Here is a 20,012-nt window from a genome sequence, read left to right on the forward strand (position 1 = left end):
GAACCTCTCGCCTTGATACGCATCTTCCTCAGCCGTCCGCTGCGCCGGGCGGCCGCTCTCGCTCTCGCGGGCGCCGTGACCACCGTGGTCGCGCTCACGACAGCGCACCACGAGCCACCCGATCAGCGTCCCGGGGAGGCGGCCGCCACCGACGGCGCCCCTCTCCTCCAGCAGGCCGCAGCCGACGGCACCGGCCTCCTCCCGCTCCTCGCCCGCGGCAAGGACGGCCGCCTCTGGGACTACGAGGCCAAGGGCACCGGCGGCTGGAAGGCCCGCGCGGACCTCGGCACCGGCTACTCCGTGGCCACGGCGCTCGCGCAGGCGAACATCTCCGACAGCGGCCGCGGCAACGACCTGTACTTCCGGATCGGCGGCACCCTCTACTACACCGCCGAACGCGGCAACGACACCAAGGTGCTGGGCACCGGCTGGGACCAGTACAACCTCCTCGTCTCCGTCGGGAACATGGGCGGCAGCGCCCAGCCCGACCTGGTCGCCCGGGGCACAGACGGCCAGCTGTGGCTCTACCAGGGCAAGGCCGACGGCACCCTCGCCGCCCGGGTCCGGATGAAGGACTCCACCGGCTGGAACGCCATGAGCGTCATCGCCGGGCGCGGTGACTACACCGGTGACGGCATCGCCGACCTCATCACCCGCAACAGCGCCGGCAGCCTGCTGATCTACCCCGGCACCGGAAAGACCACCGCCGACGCGGTCCTCGGCACCACCGTCACCGCGGCCACGACCGGCTGGAAGGACTACACCGCGGTCGTGTCGACCGGCGACAACACCGGCGACGGCAAGGCGGACCTGATGGCCGTCGACGCGGCGGGCGCCCTGTGGCTCTACAAGGGCACCGGCACCGCGAGCGCCCCCTTCAGCGCCCGCACGCAGATCGGCACCAGCGGCTGGACGCAGTACAACCTGCTGTTCTGAGCCCCCGTCCCGCCGTACTCACAGACAGGTTTCCCATGCGTACGAACGCACGCAGACGGGGGCTCTTCCCGAGATCCCGTTTCCTGCCCCTGACCGCGATGGCCGTCGCCGGCGCGATCGCGGTGACGGGCGGTCAACTCCCCGACCCCGGCGGGCAGTCCGAGCGGACCGCGAGCACCGCCGACCCCGTCCCCACCGCCTTCGACGCGAAGGCCGCCGAGCGCGTCCGCCAGGAGCAGTGCCTCCTCAGCGGGGTCCTGCGCAAGGGCGGTCCCGCGATGAAGGAGACCGCGCGGGCCGGCCTCATCGGCACCGAGGACCAACTGCACACGGCCGCCGACCCGTCGTACTGGAAGGACACCGCGCTCCACACGGCGTACGACAAGGACAAGGACGCCGCCGACGCCAAGATGGACGAGCTGGCCGCCCGCCCCAGCGTGTGGCAGGCGTCCCTCGCCGTCCAGACCCCGCCCCCGTCCTACACCTACACCGGGTTCACGTGGGTGGAGGACAAGGACGACCCGTTCGACAAGATCGGTCTCGGCGGCTGGGTCGCCGCCCAGTTCTGGAAGGTCGAGGACGACTTCTACGCCGACCCGCACCCCGTGGCGAACAAGGCGTCCGTCGACGCCGCCACCGCGGTCTACAAGGCCCGCTACTCCCCGGACGCCTACGAGGACTACAAGGACCGGCAGGCGTGGGAGTCGCTGCAGTTCATGCACGACATGTACGCCGACGACGCCCGGCTCTTCCTCCAGTACGGCGGTTTCCCGACCACCGCGCCCGACCCGGACTCGATGGAGTTCCGGATCGACGTGGAGAACCTCAAGGCCCGCTTCGCGTCCTGCGCGTACACCGACCCCCAGGACCCGCACCAGGTGCTCGACGCCGAGATCGCCACGGCCCACACCGAGTGGCAGGCGGAGATCGACGGGCAGAAGACCCAGCGGGACGCCATCATCCGGGCCGAGAAGCAGGCCAACGCCGACCTGTCGACGGCCTCGCAGGCACTCGGTGAGGCGCTCGGGCAGTCGCTGATCGCGAACCGGCTCACCGACTGGCAGGCCTACTGGACGGGCCAGAAGGCCGCCGACCACCCGAACGACTACCCGACCACGGCCGAGTTCACCAAGGTCAAGAAGTGGATCACGGACGCACAGGGCCGGGCCGGCGGACGCCTCTACGTCGCCTCCCGCGCCGCCCTGTCCGCGAAGACCCAGGCCGACGCGGTCACCCAGGCGCAGACGCAGGCATACGGCATCGCCGACGCGGCCGGTCTGCCGCGCGGCCGGGGTCTGCTGCACGGTCAGCAGGCCGCGCAGGTGACCAAGGCGTCCGCGGCGGCGGCCCAGGCCGCGGCGAAGGCCGTGGAGACCGCGTTCAACGCGACCCGCGCCTCCGCCGCCGACAGCAAGACGCTCGACTCGCTCGCCAACACCCAGGCGCACGCCGCGAAGGCGGAGTTCCGGCGCATCGCGGCGCAGGAGGCCGAGGCACAGGCCAGGGCCGCCGCCGAGGGCGCCGCCGCGCAGGCCGAGGAGGCGGCCAAGCACGCCTCCGAGGCCAAGGCCGCCGAGAACAAGGCGAAGGCGGCCGAGCAGACCGCGAAGAACGCGGCGGCCGACGCCCGGGCCAAGCGGCAGAAGGCCGAGTCCGAGCGGGACTACGCCAAGTCGCAGGCGGACCTCGCCGCCGCCGAGCGGCAGAAGGCGCACGACGCCGAGGGCCGCGCCCAGTCCCAGCGTCAGATCGCCGCCGACAAGCTGTCCGACGCGCAGGCCGCGGGCGGTACGGCCGCCGACAAGAAGGACGCGGCCCTCGCCGCCGAGAACCGGGCGAAGTACGCCCGCAACGGCGCCCTGGCCGCCGAGGACCGCCGCGACGCCCTGGTCGCCAAGGCCGAGGCCGCGGAGGCGCTGCTGGCCGCCGTGGACGGCACCGCCGACGCCATCGAGGCGCGGCAGGCCGCCACCAAGGCCCGCGCGGCCGCCGACGACGCCACCGCCGCGGCCACCCAGGCCCGCCAGGCGGCGAACGAGGCCACCGCTGCGGCCACCAACGCCCGTGAGGCGGCCACCAGGGCCCAGGGGGCGGCCAAGCGCGCCCAGGCCGCCGCGGACGGCGCCCAGCGCGATGTCGCCATCACCGGGGCCGCGGTGACCAAGGCCCACGCGGCAGCCGCCGACGCGATCGCCGCGTCCCGGGCCGCCAAGTGGAACGCGATCGCCGCCAAGGCCGAGGCCGAGACCGCGCAGAAGGCCGCCGCCAAGGCGCGCGGCGACGCGTTGGTCGCCCGCTCCGAAGCCGGCCTCGCGGGCGCCGACGCGATCCGCACCGCCGGACACGCCTACTCCACGGCCCAGGCCGCCGCGGCTGCCCGGGATTCGGCCGCGCAGGTCGTCAAACCCGCCAACGACGCCATCGAGTTGGGCTCCCCGTACGCGGAGACCGACTCCTCGGCAGGTCTCGCGGTGCTGACCGGGCAGGCCGCGAAGACCGCCGCCCAGCAGCAGGTCGCCGTCGCCAACGCCAAGGCGGCGCAGGCCAAGAAGGCGGCCGCCGCGGCCAAGGCGCTCGCGGCCCAGGCGAACGCCGACGCGAAGGCCGCGGCCGAGGCGGCGGCGAACGCGGCCGAGTGGGCCGCTCAGGCCAGCACGTCGGCCGCGGCGGCACAGGCGTCGTCGGACGCGGCGGCAGCCTCGGCGAAGGCGGCTCAGCGGTCCGAGGCCAACACCGTCGAGTACGACAAACAGGCCGTCGCCGACGCCGCCGCCGCGCAGACCGCGGCCACCGCGGCCGACGGCTACGCCACCGACGCGGACGCCTCCGCCGACGACGCCGAGCGGGACGCGGCGAGCGCCCGCAGCGCGGCCGACGCGGCCGAGGCCGACGCCTCCACCGCGCGGTCCGTCGCGGACAAGGCGGAGCAGGACGCGACCGTCGCCGAAGCGGCTGCGGCCAACGCCCGCAACCTCGCCGTGGAGGCCGCCGAGGCCGCCATCCGCACCCAGCAGGTCGACTTCGAGGACCGCAAGGAACAGGAGCGCACCGCCGACGGTGGCGGCACCGGCGTCGAGGGCGTCGTGATGAAGCCCAGCGGCGACTCCAAGGTCGACATCAACCCGCTGAGCGACTGCGTGGGCAGCCACTCCGGTGGCGATATCGGCTGCGAGATCGACCTGGAATTCCACATCTACGGCGAGATGGACTTCTACATCGAGTCCTGCCCGCTGCCCGGTGTGGACCGCGCCCACTGCGGTTCGTCGATCCAGCGCGACTACCTCACGAGCTCTCCCCTGGACGTCAAGTTCAAGGAGGAGGACGTCCACGTCGACGGGCTCAAGCTCACCGAGTCCGTCCTCAAGGCGATCGCCACCGGCGCCGTCGCCGACATCGTCGGCTGCGCCAAGGGGAGGATCAGCAGCTGCGCGTGGCTGGTCGGCAGCATCGTCATCCCCGGCCTGCTGGTGAAGGCGGCGGAGGCGGCGTTCGCGGTCCGCACGGCCATGCGGGGCGGGGCCGGTCTCGGCCGTGCCATCTGGGGTCTGCGCGGCTCGGGAATGTCCGCGTCCGCCGCGGCCCGGCTGGAGAATCTCGGCCGGCAGGCCCTGAACTCCATGTGCTTCCCGGCCGGCACCAGGGTAGCCACCGAACACGGCACCCGGCCGATCGAGGAGATCCGGGCCGGCGACCGGGTCTGGGCCGAGGACCCGCAGACGGGTGAGCGCCGGTTGCGCACGGTCGCCGGGGTCATGCAGCGCACCGCCGACGCCCTGGTCTCCGTCGACATCGGTACGGAGACCCTGCGGGCCACCACCGAGCACCCCTTCTGGGTGTCGGGCAAGGGCTGGACGGGCGCCGAGGCGCTGCGTCCCGGTGACCGCCTGCGCACCCTGGACGGCAAGGACGCCCGGGTCGAGTCGGTGCACGAGGACCGCGGTCCGGCCCAGGTGTTCAACTTCGAGGTCGAGGGCGACCACACCTACTTCGTCGGCGCGTCGAAGGTGCTGGTGCACAATTCCTGTCGGATCTGGCCCAACAACATGGCGGCCACCCTCGAACGGGAGCTCGCCCTCGCCGAACGCATGGGGATCCGCCCGGCCAAGCCGGGTTCGGCGAACTGGGACAAGTACATCGACATGGATGGCGAGGTGATCAAGTGGGCCGTACTGGAGGACGGACAGCTGGTGATCATGCCGAAGATGGTGCAGGGGCAGGAGCTGTCCCACCCGGTGCTGAGCGGCGGTGGCGCCGTGCGGGCCGCAGGTGAGGCCCAGGTCGCGGGCGGCGGAGGCCAGTACTTCGGACTGGAGATCAATGCCCACAGCGGTCACTTCTTCAGGTCCGGAGACCCGTTCTGGGCCGCGGGCGGTGGAGCGGAACAGCTCGGCAAGGAGATGTTCGAGGCGGCGGGGGTGATGTTCGGGTGACCGGGGCCTTCGAGGGGCTCGACCGGCTCGACCTCGACGGGCACGTGCGCCGCTGGTCGGAACCGGGCGCGGTACCGGCCGACGGGGCGGTGAGCGAGTGGATGGCCGCGGCCCAGCAGTTCGCCGCCCGGCTCCAGGACGATCCGGCCGGACCGGCCGGACTGACCGACGAGCACTGGCGCGCGGTGGGCCAGTCCTGGGCCGCGCTGCTGGCGGGTGCCGAGCGGGCGACCGGACCCCAACGGGGCGAGTGGCTGCTGCGGGATCTGCACCTGAGGTCCTGGCTGCTCCTGCATGTCGGGCCGCGTGAGCAGGTCGCCCTGCTTGACCCGGCGGCCGTCCTGGAGCGCGCGTTGACCGCCATGCCCATGTCTGTGAGGGAAGCCGCCCGTTCCGCACCGCGCTGGCGCGAGCTGGACCGGGAACAGGTCATGGCGCTCCGGATGATCCGGCGCTTGCTGGCTCCGGTACGGCCCCTGACCGCGCTCCTCACCGACCACCCCCGGTGGGACGAAGCCCGGGAGTGGGAGCGCGTGGCCCGCGAACTGCCGTGACACGCACCGAGGGCGCCCCCTGCCACAGGGGGCGCCCTCGGTGTCGTACAGCGAACTACTGCGCGGCGCCGCCGATGTGGTGCACGCGGAGCATGTTGGTGGTGCCGGCCACGCCGGGGGGCGAGCCGGCGGTGATGATGACGATCTCGCCCGGGTTGAAGCGGTTGATCTTGGCGATCTCCTGGTCGACCATGTCGACCATCTCGTCCGTGGTGTTGACGAACGGCACCACGTGCGACTCCACGCCCCAGCTGAGGGTGAGCTGGTTGCGGGTGTTCTCGTCGGTGGTGAAGGCGATGATCGGCTGCTGCGCGCGGTAGCGCGACAGGCGGCGCGCGGTGTCGCCGGACTGGGTGAAGGCCACCAGGCCGCGGCCGCCGAGGAAGTCGGCGATCTCGCAGGCCGCGCGGGCGACCGAACCACCCTGGGTGCGGGGCTTCTTGCCGGGGACCAGCGGCTGCAGGCCCTTCGACATCAGCTCCTGCTCGGCCGCGACGACGATCTTCGACATCGTCTTCACGGTCTCGATCGGGTACGCGCCCACGCTCGACTCCGCCGACAGCATGACCGCGTCCGCGCCGTCCAGGATCGCGTTGGCCACGTCGGAGGCCTCGGCGCGGGTGGGGCGGGAGTTGGTGATCATCGACTCCATCATCTGGGTCGCCACGATCACCGGCTTGGCGTTGCGGCGGCACAGCTCGATGAGGCGCTTCTGCACCATCGGGACCTTCTCGAGCGGGTACTCGACGGCCAGGTCACCGCGGGCCACCATGACGGCGTCGAACGCCATCACGACGCCCTCCATGTTGTCCACCGCCTGCGGCTTCTCCACCTTGGCGATGACGGGGACCCGGCGGCCCTCCTCGTCCATCACCTTGTGGACGTCGTCGACGTCCTTGGCGTCCCGCACGAAGGACAGCGCGACCATGTCGCAGCCCATGCGCAGCGCGAAGCGGAGGTCCTCGACGTCCTTCTCGGACAGCGCCGGGACGTTCACCGCCGCGCCGGGCAGGTTGATGCCCTTGTGGTCGGAGACGACACCGCCCTCGATGACGATCGTCCTGACCCGCGGGCCCTCGACGTCCAGGACCTTCAGCTCGACGTTGCCGTCGTTGATGAGGATCTGGTCGCCGCGGGAGACGTCACCGGGCAGGCCCTTGTAGGTCGTTCCGCAGATGGTCTTGTCACCCGGGACGTCCTCGGCGGTGATGACGAACTCGTCACCGCGCTCCAGCTCGACCGGACCCTCGGCGAAGGTCTCGAGGCGGATCTTGGGGCCCTGGAGGTCGGCGAGGACACCGATGGGTCGGCCGGTCTCCTTGGCGGCGGCACGGACGCGGTCGTACCGCCCCTGGTGCTCGGCGTGCGAGCCGTGGCTGAAGTTGAAACGGGCCACGTTCATGCCGGCTTCGATCAGGGAGACCAGCTGCTCGTGGGAGTCGACCGCGGGGCCGAGAGTACAAACGATTTTCGAACGGCGCATGGGGCGATCCTATCGGTTTGTTTCGCAACGGAATATTCCGTCTGGTGGAAGATACAAATGGGCGCGGCCGCGCTCAGTTGCGGTTACTGCTCAGTTGCTTTCTTCGCCGACCAGTGCGTAGGTCTGTGTCGCGATTTCCAATTCCTCGTCCGTCGGCACCACGGCCACCGCCACCCGGGCGTCCGCCGGCGAGATCAGTCGCGGCTCGTCGCTCCGTACGGCGTTCAGCGCGTCGTCCACCGCCAGGCCCAGGGGCTCCAGGCCCGCCACGGCGGCCTCGCGCACAGCTGCCGCGTTCTCCCCGACGCCGGCCGTGAACGCGATCGCGTCCACGCGGCCCAGCACCGCGTAATAGGCGCCGATGTACTTCTTCAACCGGTGAATGTAGATGTCGAATGCGAGCTTCGCCTGTTCGTCACCCTCGTCGACCCGGCGGCGGATCTCCCGCATGTCGTTGTCCCCGCACAACCCGATCAACCCGCTCTTCTTGTTGAGAAGAGTGTCGATCTCGTCCATGGACATTCCGCCAACGCGCATCAAATGGAAGATGACGGCAGGGTCCATGTCTCCCGAGCGCGTACCCATCACGAGACCCTCCAAAGGCGTCAGCCCCATGGAGGTGTCCACGCACCGGCCCGCCCGGACCGCGGAGGCGCTCGCGCCGTTGCCCAGGTGCAGCACGATGACGTTGACGTCCTCCGGCGCCCTGCCCAGCAGCTTCGCGGTCGCCCGGGAGACGTACGCGTGTGAGGTGCCGTGGAAGCCGTAGCGCCGGACGCGGTGCGCGTCGGCGGTCTCCACGTCGATCGCGTAGCGTGCGGCCGACTCCGGCATCGTGGTGTGGAAGGCGGTGTCGAAGACGGCGACCTGGGGCAGGTCCGGGCGCAGCGCCCGCGCGGTGCGGATGCCGGTGAGGTTGGCGGGGTTGTGCAGCGGGGCGACCGGGATCAGCCGCTCGATCTCGGCGAGCACGGCCTCGTCGATCACCGTCGGCTCGGTGAAGGTCTTGCCGCCGTGCACCACGCGGTGGCCGATCGCGGCCAGCTCGGGGGAGTCCAGGCCGAGCCCGTCCTTCGCCAGTTCTTCGGCCACGGCCTTCAGCGCGGCGTCGTGGTCGGCGATCGGGCCGGTCCACTCACGGGACGCGCCCCCCTCGGGGGTGTGCCTGAGCCGCGAGGACTGTTCCCCGATGCGTTCGACGAGCCCCATGGCCGGCCTGCTGCTGTCCCGCATGTCGAGCAACTGGTACTTCACCGACGAGGAGCCGGAGTTGAGGACGAGGACGCGAGAAGCGGGGGCCGAGCGCAGCTCGTCAGGTAGGGCGGTGGTGGGCGACGGGTGGGAACTCACTGGGCGGACGCCTTCTGATCGGTCGGGTTCTGGGCCTGGATCGCCGTGATGGCGACGGTGTTGACGATGTCCGAGACCAGTGCGCCCCGGGACAGGTCGTTGACGGGCTTGCGCAGCCCCTGGAGCACCGGCCCGACGGCGATCGCGCCGGCCGAACGCTGCACGGCCTTGTAGGTGTTGTTGCCCGTGTTGAGGTCGGGGAAGATCAACACGCTGGCCTGGCCCGCGACTTCGGACCCCGGCAGCTTGGTCTCGGCGACGGTCGGCTCGACGGCCGCGTCGTACTGGATCGGCCCCTCGATCTTGAGGTCGGGCCGCCGCTGCCGTACCAGCTCGGTGGCCTCGCGCACCTTGTCGACGTCGGCGCCCGAGCCCGACGTACCGGTGGAGTACGACAGCATCGCGATCCGCGGCTCCACGCCGAACTGCTCGGCGGTCGCGGCCGACTGGATGGCGATGTCGGCCAGCTGCACGGCGTCGGGGTCGGGGTTCACGGCACAGTCGCCGTACACCAGCACCTTGTCGGCGAGGCACATGAAGAAGACCGACGAGACGATGTCGGCGTCCGGCTTGGTCTTGATGATCTCGAAGGCCGGGCGGATCGTCGCCGCCGTGGAGTGCACCGAGCCGGACACCATGCCGTCGGCGAGACCCTCCTGGACCATCAGGGTGCCGAAGTAGTTCACGTCGGAGACGACGTCGTGGGCCAGCTCGACCGTGACGCCCCGGTGGGCCCGCAGGGCCGCGTACTTCTCGGCGAAGGCGTCCCGCAGTTCGGAGGTCGCGGGGTCGATCAGCAGGCAGTCGCCGAGGTCGATGCCGAGGTCGGCGGCCTTCTTGCGGATCTGGTCGACCGGGCCGAGCAGCGTGAGGTCGCAGACGCCCCGGCGCAGCAGGACCTCGGCCGCGTGCAGCACGCGCGGCTCGGTGCCCTCGGGCAGCACGACCCTGCGCTTGTCGGAGCGGGCCGTTTCCAGGAGCTGGTGCTCGAACATCATCGGCGTGAGGCGGTCGCTGCTCGGCGCGGAGACCCGGCGGGCGAGCTCGGCGGTGTCGGCGTACCGCTCGAACAGGCCGAGCGCGGTCTCCGCCTTGCGCGGCGTGGCCGCGTTCAACTTGCCTTCCAGGGCGAAGAGTTCGGCGGCGGTGGGGAAGCTGGTGCCCGCCACCGAGAGCACCGGGGTGCCGGGGGCCAGGCGGGCGGCGAGGGTGAGGACGTCGTCGCTCGGCACCTCGTCCAGGGTGAGCAGCACACCGGCTATCGGCGGGGTTCCGGCACTGTGCGCGGCGAGCGAGCCGACGACCAGGTCCGCGCGGTCGCCCGGGGTGACCACCAGGCAGCCCGGGGTCAGGGCGCTCAGGAAGTTCGGCAGCATCGCGCCGCCGAAGACGAAGTCCAGCGCGTCCCGGGCGAGCCCGGAGTCGTCGCCGAGGATCACCCGGGCACCGAGGGCCTGCCCGATCTGGGCGACGGTGGGCGCGGCGAGGGCGGGCTCGTCCGGCACGACGTAACAGGGCACCGGCATCCGGCCCCGGAGCCGCTCGGCGATCTCGTCCCGGTCCTCCCGCGCCACCCGGTTGGTGACCATGGCGAGGACGTCGCAGCCCAGGCTGTCGTAGGCCCGGTAGGCGTTGCGGGTCTCCGCGAGCACCGACTCGCCGGGCTGCTTGCGGCCGCCCACGACCGGGATCACGGAGGCGCCGAACTCGTTGGCGAGCCGGGCGTTGAGCGCGAGCTCGTCGGGGAGCTGGGTGTCGGCGAAGTCGGTGCCGAGGACCAGGACGACGTCGAAGTCACGGGCCACCAGGTGGAAGCGGTCGACGAGGGTGGAGACCAGCTCGTCCGTGCCGCGCTCGGCCTGCAGCGCGGAGGCCTCGTGATAGTCGAGGCCGTACACGGTGGCCGGGTCCTGGGAGAGCCGGTAGCGAGCGCGCAGCAGCTCGAAGAGCCGGTCGGGACTGTGGTGCACCAGCGGCCGGAACACCCCCACCCGGTCGACCTGGCGGGTCAGCAGCTCCATGACCCCCAGTTCGACGACCTGGCGGCCGTCGCCGCGGTCGATCCCGGTCACGTACACGCTGCGGGTCACGCGTGATCTCCGTTCCATCGCCTACGAAGTTCCATCGCCTACGAGAAATCGCCGTCATGAAAATCGCCCACCGAGGTGAGCGGAAACCCTCTTGACAGTACCCCGGTCGATGGATAAGGCGCCCGTCAGCACCGGATGCGACGGGGCTCTGCGGGACGTGAAAGAATCGGGACAGGCTCACCGGTATCAACAGCGAGCAGGAGACACAGCACGATGCGCATCGGAGTTCTCACCGCCGGCGGCGACTGCCCGGGTCTGAACGCAGTGATCCGGTCGGTCGTGCACCGAGCGGTCGACAATTACGGCGACGAGGTCATCGGCTTCGAGGACGGCTACTCCGGCCTTCTCGACGGCCGCTACCGCGCCCTCGACCTGGACAGCGTCAGCGGCATCCTGGCCCGCGGCGGCACCATCCTCGGCTCCTCCCGCCTGGAGCGCGACCGGCTGCGCGAGGCGTGCGAGAGCGCCTCCGACATGATCCACGAGTTCGGCATCGACGCGCTGATCCCGATCGGCGGCGAGGGCACCCTCACGGCCGCCCGCATGCTGTTCGACGCCGGTCTCCCGGTCGTCGGCGTCCCCAAGACGATCGACAACGACATCTCCTCGACCGACCGCACCTTCGGCTTCGACACCGCGGTCGGCGTCGCCACCGAGGCCATGGACCGCCTCAAGACCACCGCCGAGTCCCACCAGCGCGTGATGGTCGTCGAGGTCATGGGCCGGCACGCGGGCTGGATCGCCCTGGAGTCCGGCATGGCCGCCGGCGCCCACGGCATCTGCCTGCCCGAGCGCCCCTTCGACCCGGCCGACCTGGTCAAGATGGTCGAGGAGCGCTTCGCCCGCGGCAAGAAGTTCGCCGTGGTCTGCGTCGCCGAGGGCGCCCACCCCGCCGAGGGCAGCATGGACTACGGCACGGGCGAGATCGACAAGTTCGGCCACGAGCGCTTCCAGGGCATCGGCACGGCCCTGGCGTACGAGCTGGAGCGCCGGCTCGGCAAGGAGGCCAAGCCGGTCATCCTCGGCCACGTCCAGCGCGGCGGCGTCCCCACCGCGTACGACCGGGTCCTCGCCACCCGCTTCGGCTGGCACGCGGTGGAGGCCGCGCACCGGGGCGAGTTCGGCAGGATGACCGCGCTCAAGGGCACCGAGATCGTCATGGTGCCGCTCGCGGAGGCGGTCACCGAGCTGAAGACGGTCCCCAAGGACCGGATGGACGAGGCGGAGTCGGTCTTCTAGATCTTCCCGTGGATCTTCCGGGCGTTTCTACGGCCGTCTCTCGACCGCCTCCCAGAAGCGCTCCACGATCTCGTCCAGGAACTCCCGGCCGGCCTCGCCGGAGCGTTCGCCGCCCCCGCCCCAGCTCAGCGTGGACACCATCTGCCCCTGGTACTGCCGGTGCAGATCCATCAGGGTCTCCTCCACCACGCGCCGCTCCAGGGGCACGATCCTGGCGACCTGACGCACATAGGCCTGCCAGCGGGTGCGGACCGCGCCGAGCAGGCATTCGGTGAGCCGCTTCTCGCGTCCCGTGACGGCGACGAAGTCCGGCAGGCTCAGCTCCAGCAGGTCGGCGAGGGCGGCGGACTGGCGGTCGGTGCCGCGCCACTCGTCGTGCTCCTCCATGCCGAGGTAGGCGAGCAGTTCGAGTCCCACGGCACGGGCCACGTCCTCGGCGGCGATCCCGCGCGAGACGCGGTGCTCGCGCAGGGTGCGGGGGCGGCCGATGAGCTCACCGGGGGAGCACCACAACACGCCCGCGAGAGCGGTGAGTTCAGGACTGGTCGGGCAGACGGTCCCGCGCTCCCAGGCGGCGACGAGATCCGGCGTGACGTACGGGAGCCCGTACGAGACCCGCAGCCCGTAGGCCACGTGTTCGGGCCCCATGCCGAGAGCGGCACGGAGTCTGCGGGCGGTGAGGTTGTCGAAGGGCGGTCCGGGCTGGTTCGGCAGGGCGGGGGGTCGGCGCACGGCCCACAAGCTAGGGGCGCCGGTGTGCGGTGACTACGGTCTGTTCGGCCAGGATCACGGATTGTACGAACCTACGGTTTCGACCGCGTATTCGGGCTGGCCGAAGATCCTCTGTCGGCGGCGCGGGCACGGTGGCGAGGATGGCGCCGGGTGCCCGGACGGGTGGCCGGAAAGAGGTGTGATCTTCGTGTACGAAGTGAATGGCAAGGTAGAGGGGCATATTCGCGAGCGGCTGCTGGCGCCGAACTTCTGGCATCTCGCGACGGTCGGCCCGGACGGGGCACCGCAGGTCTCGCCCATGTGGGCGGACATCGAAGGTGAGTACGTCATGGTCAACACGGCGATCGGCCGGGTGAAGGAGGAAAACCTGCGGCGCAATCCGAACGTTTCCCTCTCCCACCACGACCCCGACAACCCCTACGACCGCGTCGAGATCCGGGGCCGGGTGGTGCGGTTCGTGGAGGGCGAGGAAGCGGAGCGCTCCATGGACCGGCTCACCCGCAAGTACATCGGAGAGGAGCGCTATCCCTGGCTCCTCGCCGGGGAGCGACGGGTGATGCTGCTGATCGAGCCGGTGCGGGTGCGCAGGGTGGTGGGGGTCGAGCCGTTCCGTCCCGGGGTCCTCCCCTCCTGAGCGGACTCACCCTTGACCGCCCGGCCCGGACACCTCCCGTCGAGGACCGCACCAGCTCGGACTCACTGCTGGCCCTTGACCCACCGGTACTGCAGCTCCGGCCGCCCCACCGTCCCGTACTGCGGACTGCGTGCCGCCCGGCCCGCGTCGACCAGATGCTCCAGGTAACGGCGGGCCGTGATCCGGGAGATGCCGACGACCTCGGCGAGACCGGTCGCCGTGAGCCCCTCGGCGCAGTCCCGCAGGGCCACCGTCACCCGCTCCAGGGTCGGCGCGCTGAGCCCTTTGGGCAGGGCGGCCGGACCCGGTGCGCGGAGCGTGGCCAGCGCGCGGTCCACCTCGTCCTGGCCGCTCGCCTCACCGGCCGCCGCGTGGAACTCCGCGTACCGGATCAGCCGGTCCCGCAGGGTGGCGAAGGTGAACGGCTTCAGCACGTACTGCACGACCCCCAGCGAGACCCCCTCGCGGACGACCGTCAGATCCCGGGCCGACGTCACCGCTATCACGTCCGCCTGATGCCCCGCCGCGCGCAGCGAACGGGCCAGCTGGAGGCCGTGCCCGTCCGGCAGATGCAGGTCGAGCAGGAGCAGGTCGACCGGCGTACGGTCCAGCAGACGCCGGGCCTCGGTGGCGGTGTGGGCCTTGCCCACGGCCGTGAAACCGGGCACCCGGTTGACGTACATGACATGCGCGTCGGCGGCGACCGGGTCGTCCTCGACGACCAGGACCCGGATGGGCTGCGGCGTGGTCATACGTCCCCTCCGGGAACCGTGGCACCTTCGGGGACGGTGGCGTCCTCGGAAGCGGTGGCGACGGCAGCGCCGGGATCGGCGGGGCCACCGGGGGCCCGGGGTTCGCTCCCCAGGGGCAGCCGTACCTCGAACTCCGCGCCGCCGCCCTCGGCCTGGGCCACGGCCAGCGTGCCCTTGCAGCGGTTGACCGTCTGCCGTACGAGGGCGAGGCCCAGGCCCCGCCCGCCCGGACCGGCCGGCTTCGTCGAGAAGCCGCGCTGGAAGACCGCCTCGGCGTGGGCCGGGTCGACGCCCGCGCCGGTGTCGGAGACGCGCAGGACCAGCCCGGGCCCCCGCGAGTCCTCCGCGTACGCCGTCACCGTCACCCGCGCCCGCACGCTGCCCTGTGCCGCGTCCACCGCGTTGTCGATGAGGTTGCCGAGGATGGTGACCAGGTCCCGGGCGGGCAGGGTCTGAGGCAGCAGCCCGTCGTCCAGTCGGCTGTCCTCCGACACGACCAGCTCCACGCCCCGCTCGTTCGCCTGCGCGGTCTTGCCCAGCAGGAGGGCGGCCAGGACGGGCTCGCCGACCGCCGCCACGACCTGGTCGGTCAGCGTCTGCGCCAGCTCAAGCTCGGCGGTCGCGAACTCCACCGCCTGTTCCGCGCGGCCCAGTTCGATCAGGGAGACGACCGTGTGCAGCCGGTTGGCCGCCTCGTGGGCCTGGGAGCGCAACGCCTGGGTGAAGCCGCGCTCGGAGTCCAACTCGCCCATCAGGGACTGTAGTTCGGTCACATCGCGCAGGGTGACCACAGTGCCGCGCTGCTCTCCGCCGGAGACCGGGGAGGTGTTGACGACCAGCACCCGCGTGGACGTCAGATGGACCTCGTCGACCCGTGGCTCCGAGGACAGCAGCGCACCCGTCAGCGGCGCCGGCAGCCCGAGGTCCGCCACCGACCGCCCGATCACCCCGTCCTGCGAGGACACCCCCAGCAACTCCCGTCCGCCGTCGTTGATCAGCGCGACACGGTACTGCCCGTCCAGCATCAGCAGCCCCTCACGTACCGCGTGCAGGGCGGCCTGGTGGTAGTCGTGCATGCGGCTGAGCTCGGCCGCGTTCATGCCGTGGGTGTGGCGGCGCAGGCGGGCGTTGACGACGTACGTCCCGATGGCGCCGAGCGCGAGGGCGCTGCCCGCGACGGCGAGCAGGGCGGTGAGCTGGTCCTGTACCCGCTCGCTGATCTTCTCGACCTGGATGCCGGCGCTGACGAGGCCGATGACGTGCCCCTTGTCGTCCTTGACCGGGGTGACCGCGCGGACGGAGTAGCCGAGGGTGCCCTTGTAGGTCTCCGTGAAGGTGTCGCCCTTGAGCGCCCGCTCGGTGTTGCCGAGGAAGTGCTTGCCGATCTGGTCCTTGTCGGGGTGGGTCCAGCGAATGCCCTGCGGACTCATGATCGTGACGAAGTCGACCTCCGTGTCGGCCATCACCCTGAGCGCGTACGGCTGGAGCCGGGCCGTCGGTTTCGACGTGCCTATCGCCTCCCGCACGGACGGCGAGTCCGCGACCGCCCGTGCCACCGCCCTGGCCTGACTGCGCGCGGCGTCCTCGGCCTGGCCCCGGTCACTGACGTAGGTGAACAGCGCGTACCCCGCCACGACCACGGCGATCAGCACGGCCTGCATGGCGAAGAGCTGCGCCGCGAGGCTGCGGGGTCTGGGTACGGGGATGCGCATGTCGTCAGTGTGCCTCCATGGCTGATTGTGAACTAAATGAACGGAAGGGTGACCGCCCTCACAGGGCGGGAGATAGTCACGGCATTCCTTCAAAAGCCCGGACGTGAGCCGCACGCCGGTCATGCCGACGAAGACGTCAAGGAGGGCAGCCGTGGCCGCCAGCACCCCCGATACGGCACCGCAGGTCAAAAAGGACCGCACCCACTATCTCTACATCGCGGTGATCATCGCGGTCGCCCTCGGTATCACGGTCGGCCTGGTCGCGCCGGACTTCGCCGTCGAGCTCAAGCCCATCGGTACCGGGTTCGTGAACCTGATCAAGATGATGATCTCGCCGATCATCTTCTGCACGATCGTGCTCGGTATCGGCTCGGTGCGGAAGGCCGCCAAGGTCGGAGCCGTCGGCGGTATCGCGCTTCTCTACTTCACGATCATGTCGCTGGTCGCGCTGGGCATCGGCCTGGTCGTCGGCAACATCCTGGACCCGGGCACCGGTCTCGCCGTGACCGACGCGGTCAAGGACGTCGGTCACGCGCAGGTCGACGCGGAGGCCAAGGACACCACCGAGTTCCTGCTCGGCATCATCCCGACGACGTTCGTCTCGGCCTTCACCGAGGGCGAGGTGCTCCAGACCCTGCTGATCGCCCTGCTCGTCGGGTTCGCGCTGCAGGCCATGGGTCCGGTCGGAGCGCCGGTCCTGCGCGGTGTCGAGCACATCCAGCGGCTCGTCTTCCGGGTCCTCGCCATGGTGATGTGGGCCGCCCCGGTCGGCGCCTTCGGCGCGATGGCCGCCGTCGTCGGCTCCGCGGGCGTGGACGCGCTCAAGGATCTGGCGCTCCTGATGGTCGGCTTCTACATCACCTGCTTCCTGTTCGTCTTCATCGTGCTCGGCGCCCTGCTGCGGATCGTCGCGGGCCTGAACATCCTCACGCTCTTCAAGTACCTGGGCCGCGAGTTCCTGCTGATCCTGTCGACCTCCTCCTCCGAGTCCGCGCTGCCGCGGATCATCGCGAAGATGGAGCACCTGGGTGTCAGCAAGCCGGTGGTCGGCATCACCATCCCGACCGGCTACTCCTTCAACCTCGACGGCACCATGATCTACATGACCATGTCGTCGCTGTTCATCGCCGACGCCATGGGCACGCCGATGTCGATCGGCGAGCAGATCCCGCTGCTGCTCTTCCTGTTCGTCGCCTCGAAGGGTGCCGCCGGTGTCACCGGCGCCGGCCTCGCGACCCTGGCCGGCGGTCTCCAGTCGCACAAGCCCGCCCTGGTGGACGGCATCGGCCTGATCGTCGGCATCGACCGCTTCATGAGCGAGGCGCGCGCCCTGACCAACTTCGCGGGCAACGCCGTCGCCACCGTCCTGATCGGCACCTGGACCAAGGAGATCGACCGCGAGCGCGTCGACCAGGTGCTCGCCGGTCACCTGCCCTTCGACGAGAAGACCCTCCTCGACCACGACGACGAGGCTTTGGCGGAGATCCCGGAGCAGGGCGGCGAGAAGGAACTGGCGAAGGCCTGAGCGGCCGGACGCCATGGCCGTACGGCCACACAGAGCCGGGTCGGGCCCGACCTGAACCCGGGCCCGGCTCCCGCCCCGGGCGGCCGAGTACTCCCCCGTAGCTCGGCCGCCCGGACCCCTTTCCCCGAAAGGTTCAGTCGCTCAGTTTCGCCACCAGCGCGGTGGCCAGAGAGGCGGGTACGCCCGCCGCGGTCAGAACGGTGACCGCGGTGGAGCGGCCCGCCTCTTCCGCGTCCAGCAGCCCGTCGTTCACCGCCTCCATCACCGCGAACATCATCTGCTCATGGACGTACGCCAGCGCGGGCGCGGGCAGCGGGGAGACGAAGACGCCCTCCTGCAAGCCGCGCCGGAGCAGCTCGGTGCAGGCCTCGCGCACGGGGGCGAGCCGCTCACGGATGCCCTGCACGGTGACGCTGCGCTGGGCGAGCGCGACCAGGATGCGATAGCGGTCGGCGACCTTCCAGACCGCGAGCACGGAACCCGCCACGGCCTGCGCCAGGTCCTCGGCGCCCTCGCGTCCCGCCGCGTGCGCGGCCGCCACCGCCTCCACGGCCCCGTCGACGAGCGTGCCGATCAGCGCCTCCCTGCTCGGGAAGTGGCCGTACACGGTCCGCCGTACGACACCCGCGGCGCGCGCGATCTGGTCCATGGAGGCGTCGGGATCCCGCAGCAGCTCGGCGAGTGCGATGTCGAGGATGCGGCGGCGGTTGGCGTCGGCGCGACTGGAGTGGCCCGTGGTCATGGCCGCCATTGTGCCCCTCCCGGCGGAACTTGCACAGCATTGTGCAGCAGGCGTACATTGCACAGTGCTGAGCAAGTGCACATCACTGTGCAAGACCACGGAGGAAGGCCACCCCCGCCATGCGACTCGTCATGACCGCACCGGTCGAGAAGATGGAGCGCCCCTACGCCCGCCGCTGGTGGGCCCTCCTCGTCCTCTGCCTCAGCCTGCTGATCATCGTGATGGCGAACACCGCCCTCACGGTCGCCGCCCCCGACATGACCGAGGACCTCGGACTGTCCAGCGCCGATCTGCAGTGGGTGATCGACGGCTACACGGTCCCGTACGCCGCCCTGATGCTGCTGTTCGGCGCGATCGGCGACAAGTACAGCCGCCGCGGCGCGCTCCTGCTGGGGCTGGGCGTGTTCGGTGGCGGCGCGGTCTTCGGCTTCCTCGCCGACAGCGCCACGACGGTCATCGCGGCCCGCGCGGTGATGGGCACCGGCGCCGCGATGATCATGCCGGCGACCCTCTCCCTGCTCGCCGCGACCTTCCCACGCGGTGAGCGCGCCAAGGCGATCACCGTGTGGACCGCCACCTCCGGTGTGGCGATCGCGGCCGGTCCGCTGGTCGCGGGCGCACTGCTGGAGAACCACGCCTGGACGTCGACGTTCCTGATCAACGTCCCGATCGCGGCCGTGGCGATCGTCGCCGCCCTGGCCCTCGTCCCGCCGTCCAAGGCCGCGAAGCACGGCCGGATCGACTACGTCGGCGGGTTGCTGTCGGTCGTGTGGATCGGCGCGCTGGTCTACATGATCATCGAGGGCCCGCACTTCGGCTGGCACGCCAAGGCGATCGCCGCCGCGGTGGTCGCGGGCGTCGGTCTCGCGCTCTTCGTCGCCTGGGAGCTGCGCCACCCGCGCCCCGTCGTCGACGTCCGCCGCTTCACCGACCGCGGTTTCGCGGGCGCCAACCTCGCCGTCGCCCTATTCTTCCTGGCCGTCTTCGGCGCCTTCTACTACCTCACCCAGCACCTCCAGTTCGTCCTCGGCTACAGCGCCCTGGAGACCGGCCTGCGCATGCTGCCGCTGGCCGGCGCGGTCTTCGTCGGCTCCGCCCTGACCGGGTTCCTCACCCCGCGGGTCGGCATGAAGTGGACGGTCACCGCGGGCATGGTCGGCGGCACGGCGGCCCTCGCGCTGCTCACCCGGATCGACGCGAGTGCGTCGTACGGCGATTTCGTCGCGCCCCTGATGGTGCTGGGCCTGGCGATCGGCCTCGCGCTCTCACCCGCCACGGACGCGATCATGGGAGCCTTCCCCGAGTCCGAACTGGGCGTCGGCGGCGCGGTGAACGACACCTCGATCGAACTCGGCGGCTCCCTCGGCATCGCGATCCTCGGCTCGCTGCTGGCGACCTCGTACTCGGACCACCTCTCCGACGCCACCGCCGGCAGCAAGCTCCCCGCCCCGACGCTGGAGGCGGCACAGGACTCGGTCGGTGCCGGGTACACCGTCGCGCAGGGCATCGGCGAGAAGGCCCAGCAGGCCGCCGCGCAGGCCGCCCAGGCCACCGACCCCCAGCAGGCGGCCCAGCTGAAGGAGCAGTCCGGGCAACTCGCCTCCGGGGCCCGGCAGATGGCGGACGCGGTCGGCTCGTCCTTCTCCGACGCGGTGGCCCACACCAGCCTGATCGGGGCGGTCGTGCTGGGCGTCGGCACGATCCTGGTCGCGGTGCTGCTGCCCGGCCGGAAGTCCGTCGAGCCCGCTCCTCAGGCCGACGAAGAGAAGGAACTGATCGGCACCCACTGACTCACCGAACTCTTACCCGGCCCCACTAGCGTGCCGTCCCCGG

The 20,012-nt window shown here is 71.2% G+C and carries 14 protein-coding genes; 7 read left to right on the forward strand and 7 right to left on the reverse strand.

Annotation, left to right across the window (positions count from 1 at the left end; genetic code table 11):
• Positions 1-12: 12 nt before the first annotated feature.
• The 3 genes from ABZT02_RS42080 to ABZT02_RS42090 are packed head-to-tail and all read left to right on the forward strand — an operon-like array spanning position 13 to position 5,920.
• Positions 13-936, forward strand: coding sequence for a VCBS repeat-containing protein (locus ABZT02_RS42080; RefSeq protein WP_356027841.1), 924 nt, complete (start codon positions 13-15; stop codon positions 934-936).
• A 35-nt stretch (positions 937-971) separates the two neighbouring features.
• The gene (locus ABZT02_RS42085) at positions 972-5,366 is read left to right on the forward strand and encodes a polymorphic toxin-type HINT domain-containing protein (protein WP_356027843.1); all 4,395 of its coding nucleotides are present in this window, start codon (positions 972-974) and stop codon (positions 5,364-5,366) included.
• The gene (locus ABZT02_RS42090) at positions 5,363-5,920 is read left to right on the forward strand and encodes a hypothetical protein (protein WP_356027845.1); all 558 of its coding nucleotides are present in this window, start codon (positions 5,363-5,365) and stop codon (positions 5,918-5,920) included. Before ABZT02_RS42085 ends, ABZT02_RS42090 begins: the two co-directional genes overlap by 4 nt.
• A 55-nt stretch (positions 5,921-5,975) precedes the next feature.
• Here ABZT02_RS42090 and pyk read toward each other — a convergent pair whose 3' ends face one another.
• The 3 genes from pyk to pta all read right to left on the reverse strand — a co-directional run bounded on the left by pyk (position 5,976) and on the right by pta (position 10,843).
• Complete coding sequence (gene pyk, locus ABZT02_RS42095; RefSeq protein ID WP_356027847.1) at positions 5,976-7,403, reverse strand: pyruvate kinase; 1,428 nt, start codon at positions 7,401-7,403, stop codon at positions 5,976-5,978.
• 90 nt (positions 7,404-7,493) lie between these two features.
• On the reverse strand, positions 7,494-8,753 hold the full coding sequence (locus tag ABZT02_RS42100) for an acetate kinase (RefSeq protein ID WP_356027849.1): 1,260 nt from the start codon (positions 8,751-8,753) through the stop codon (positions 7,494-7,496).
• Positions 8,750-10,843: a phosphate acetyltransferase gene (pta, locus tag ABZT02_RS42105; RefSeq protein WP_356027851.1), complete on the reverse strand. Its 2,094-nt coding sequence runs from the start codon at positions 10,841-10,843 to the stop codon at positions 8,750-8,752. The genes ABZT02_RS42100 and pta overlap by 4 nt, the downstream gene beginning before the upstream one ends.
• 213 nt (positions 10,844-11,056) lie before the next feature.
• Between pta and ABZT02_RS42110 the strand changes: the two genes are divergently transcribed.
• On the forward strand, positions 11,057-12,082 hold the full coding sequence (locus ABZT02_RS42110) for an ATP-dependent 6-phosphofructokinase (RefSeq protein ID WP_007384781.1): 1,026 nt from the start codon (positions 11,057-11,059) through the stop codon (positions 12,080-12,082).
• A 27-nt stretch (positions 12,083-12,109) separates the two neighbouring features.
• On the opposite strand, the gene ABZT02_RS42115 is transcribed toward ABZT02_RS42110, so the two are convergent.
• Positions 12,110-12,814 (reverse strand): helix-turn-helix transcriptional regulator, encoded by a 705-nt coding sequence (locus tag ABZT02_RS42115; RefSeq protein WP_356027854.1) that lies wholly within the window; start codon positions 12,812-12,814, stop codon positions 12,110-12,112.
• 178 nt (positions 12,815-12,992) lie between these two features.
• On the opposite strand from ABZT02_RS42115, the gene ABZT02_RS42120 reads away from it, so the two are divergent.
• A complete protein-coding gene (locus ABZT02_RS42120) occupies positions 12,993-13,448 on the forward strand; it encodes a PPOX class F420-dependent oxidoreductase (RefSeq protein ID WP_356027892.1) in 456 nt (151 codons plus the stop codon).
• Between the two features lie 62 nt (positions 13,449-13,510).
• Here the strand turns inward: ABZT02_RS42120 and ABZT02_RS42125 are convergent, their stop codons facing one another.
• Both ABZT02_RS42125 and ABZT02_RS42130 read right to left on the reverse strand, forming a co-directional pair.
• Complete coding sequence (locus ABZT02_RS42125; RefSeq protein WP_356027856.1) at positions 13,511-14,200, reverse strand: response regulator; 690 nt, start codon at positions 14,198-14,200, stop codon at positions 13,511-13,513.
• Positions 14,197-15,912 (reverse strand): sensor histidine kinase, encoded by a 1,716-nt coding sequence (locus tag ABZT02_RS42130; protein ID WP_356027858.1) that lies wholly within the window; start codon positions 15,910-15,912, stop codon positions 14,197-14,199. Before ABZT02_RS42130 ends, ABZT02_RS42125 begins: the two co-directional genes overlap by 4 nt.
• A gap of 151 nt (positions 15,913-16,063) precedes the next feature.
• Here ABZT02_RS42130 and ABZT02_RS42135 point away from each other — a divergent pair, with 151 nt between their 5' ends.
• Entirely contained in the window at positions 16,064-17,437 is a 1,374-nt protein-coding gene (locus ABZT02_RS42135; RefSeq protein ID WP_356027860.1) for a cation:dicarboxylase symporter family transporter, read from the forward strand.
• Between the two features lie 133 nt (positions 17,438-17,570).
• Here ABZT02_RS42135 and ABZT02_RS42140 read toward each other — a convergent pair whose 3' ends face one another.
• A complete protein-coding gene (locus ABZT02_RS42140) occupies positions 17,571-18,179 on the reverse strand; it encodes a TetR/AcrR family transcriptional regulator (RefSeq protein ID WP_356027862.1) in 609 nt (202 codons plus the stop codon).
• Between the two features lie 119 nt (positions 18,180-18,298).
• On the opposite strand from ABZT02_RS42140, the gene ABZT02_RS42145 reads away from it, so the two are divergent.
• Positions 18,299-19,969 (forward strand): MFS transporter, encoded by a 1,671-nt coding sequence (locus ABZT02_RS42145; protein WP_356027864.1) that lies wholly within the window; start codon positions 18,299-18,301, stop codon positions 19,967-19,969.
• The last annotated feature ends 43 nt before the right edge of the window (positions 19,970-20,012 follow it).

It is taken from the genome of Streptomyces sp. NPDC005402 (genome assembly GCF_040606575.1).
Classification (GTDB): Bacteria; Actinomycetota; Actinomycetes; order Streptomycetales; family Streptomycetaceae; genus Streptomyces.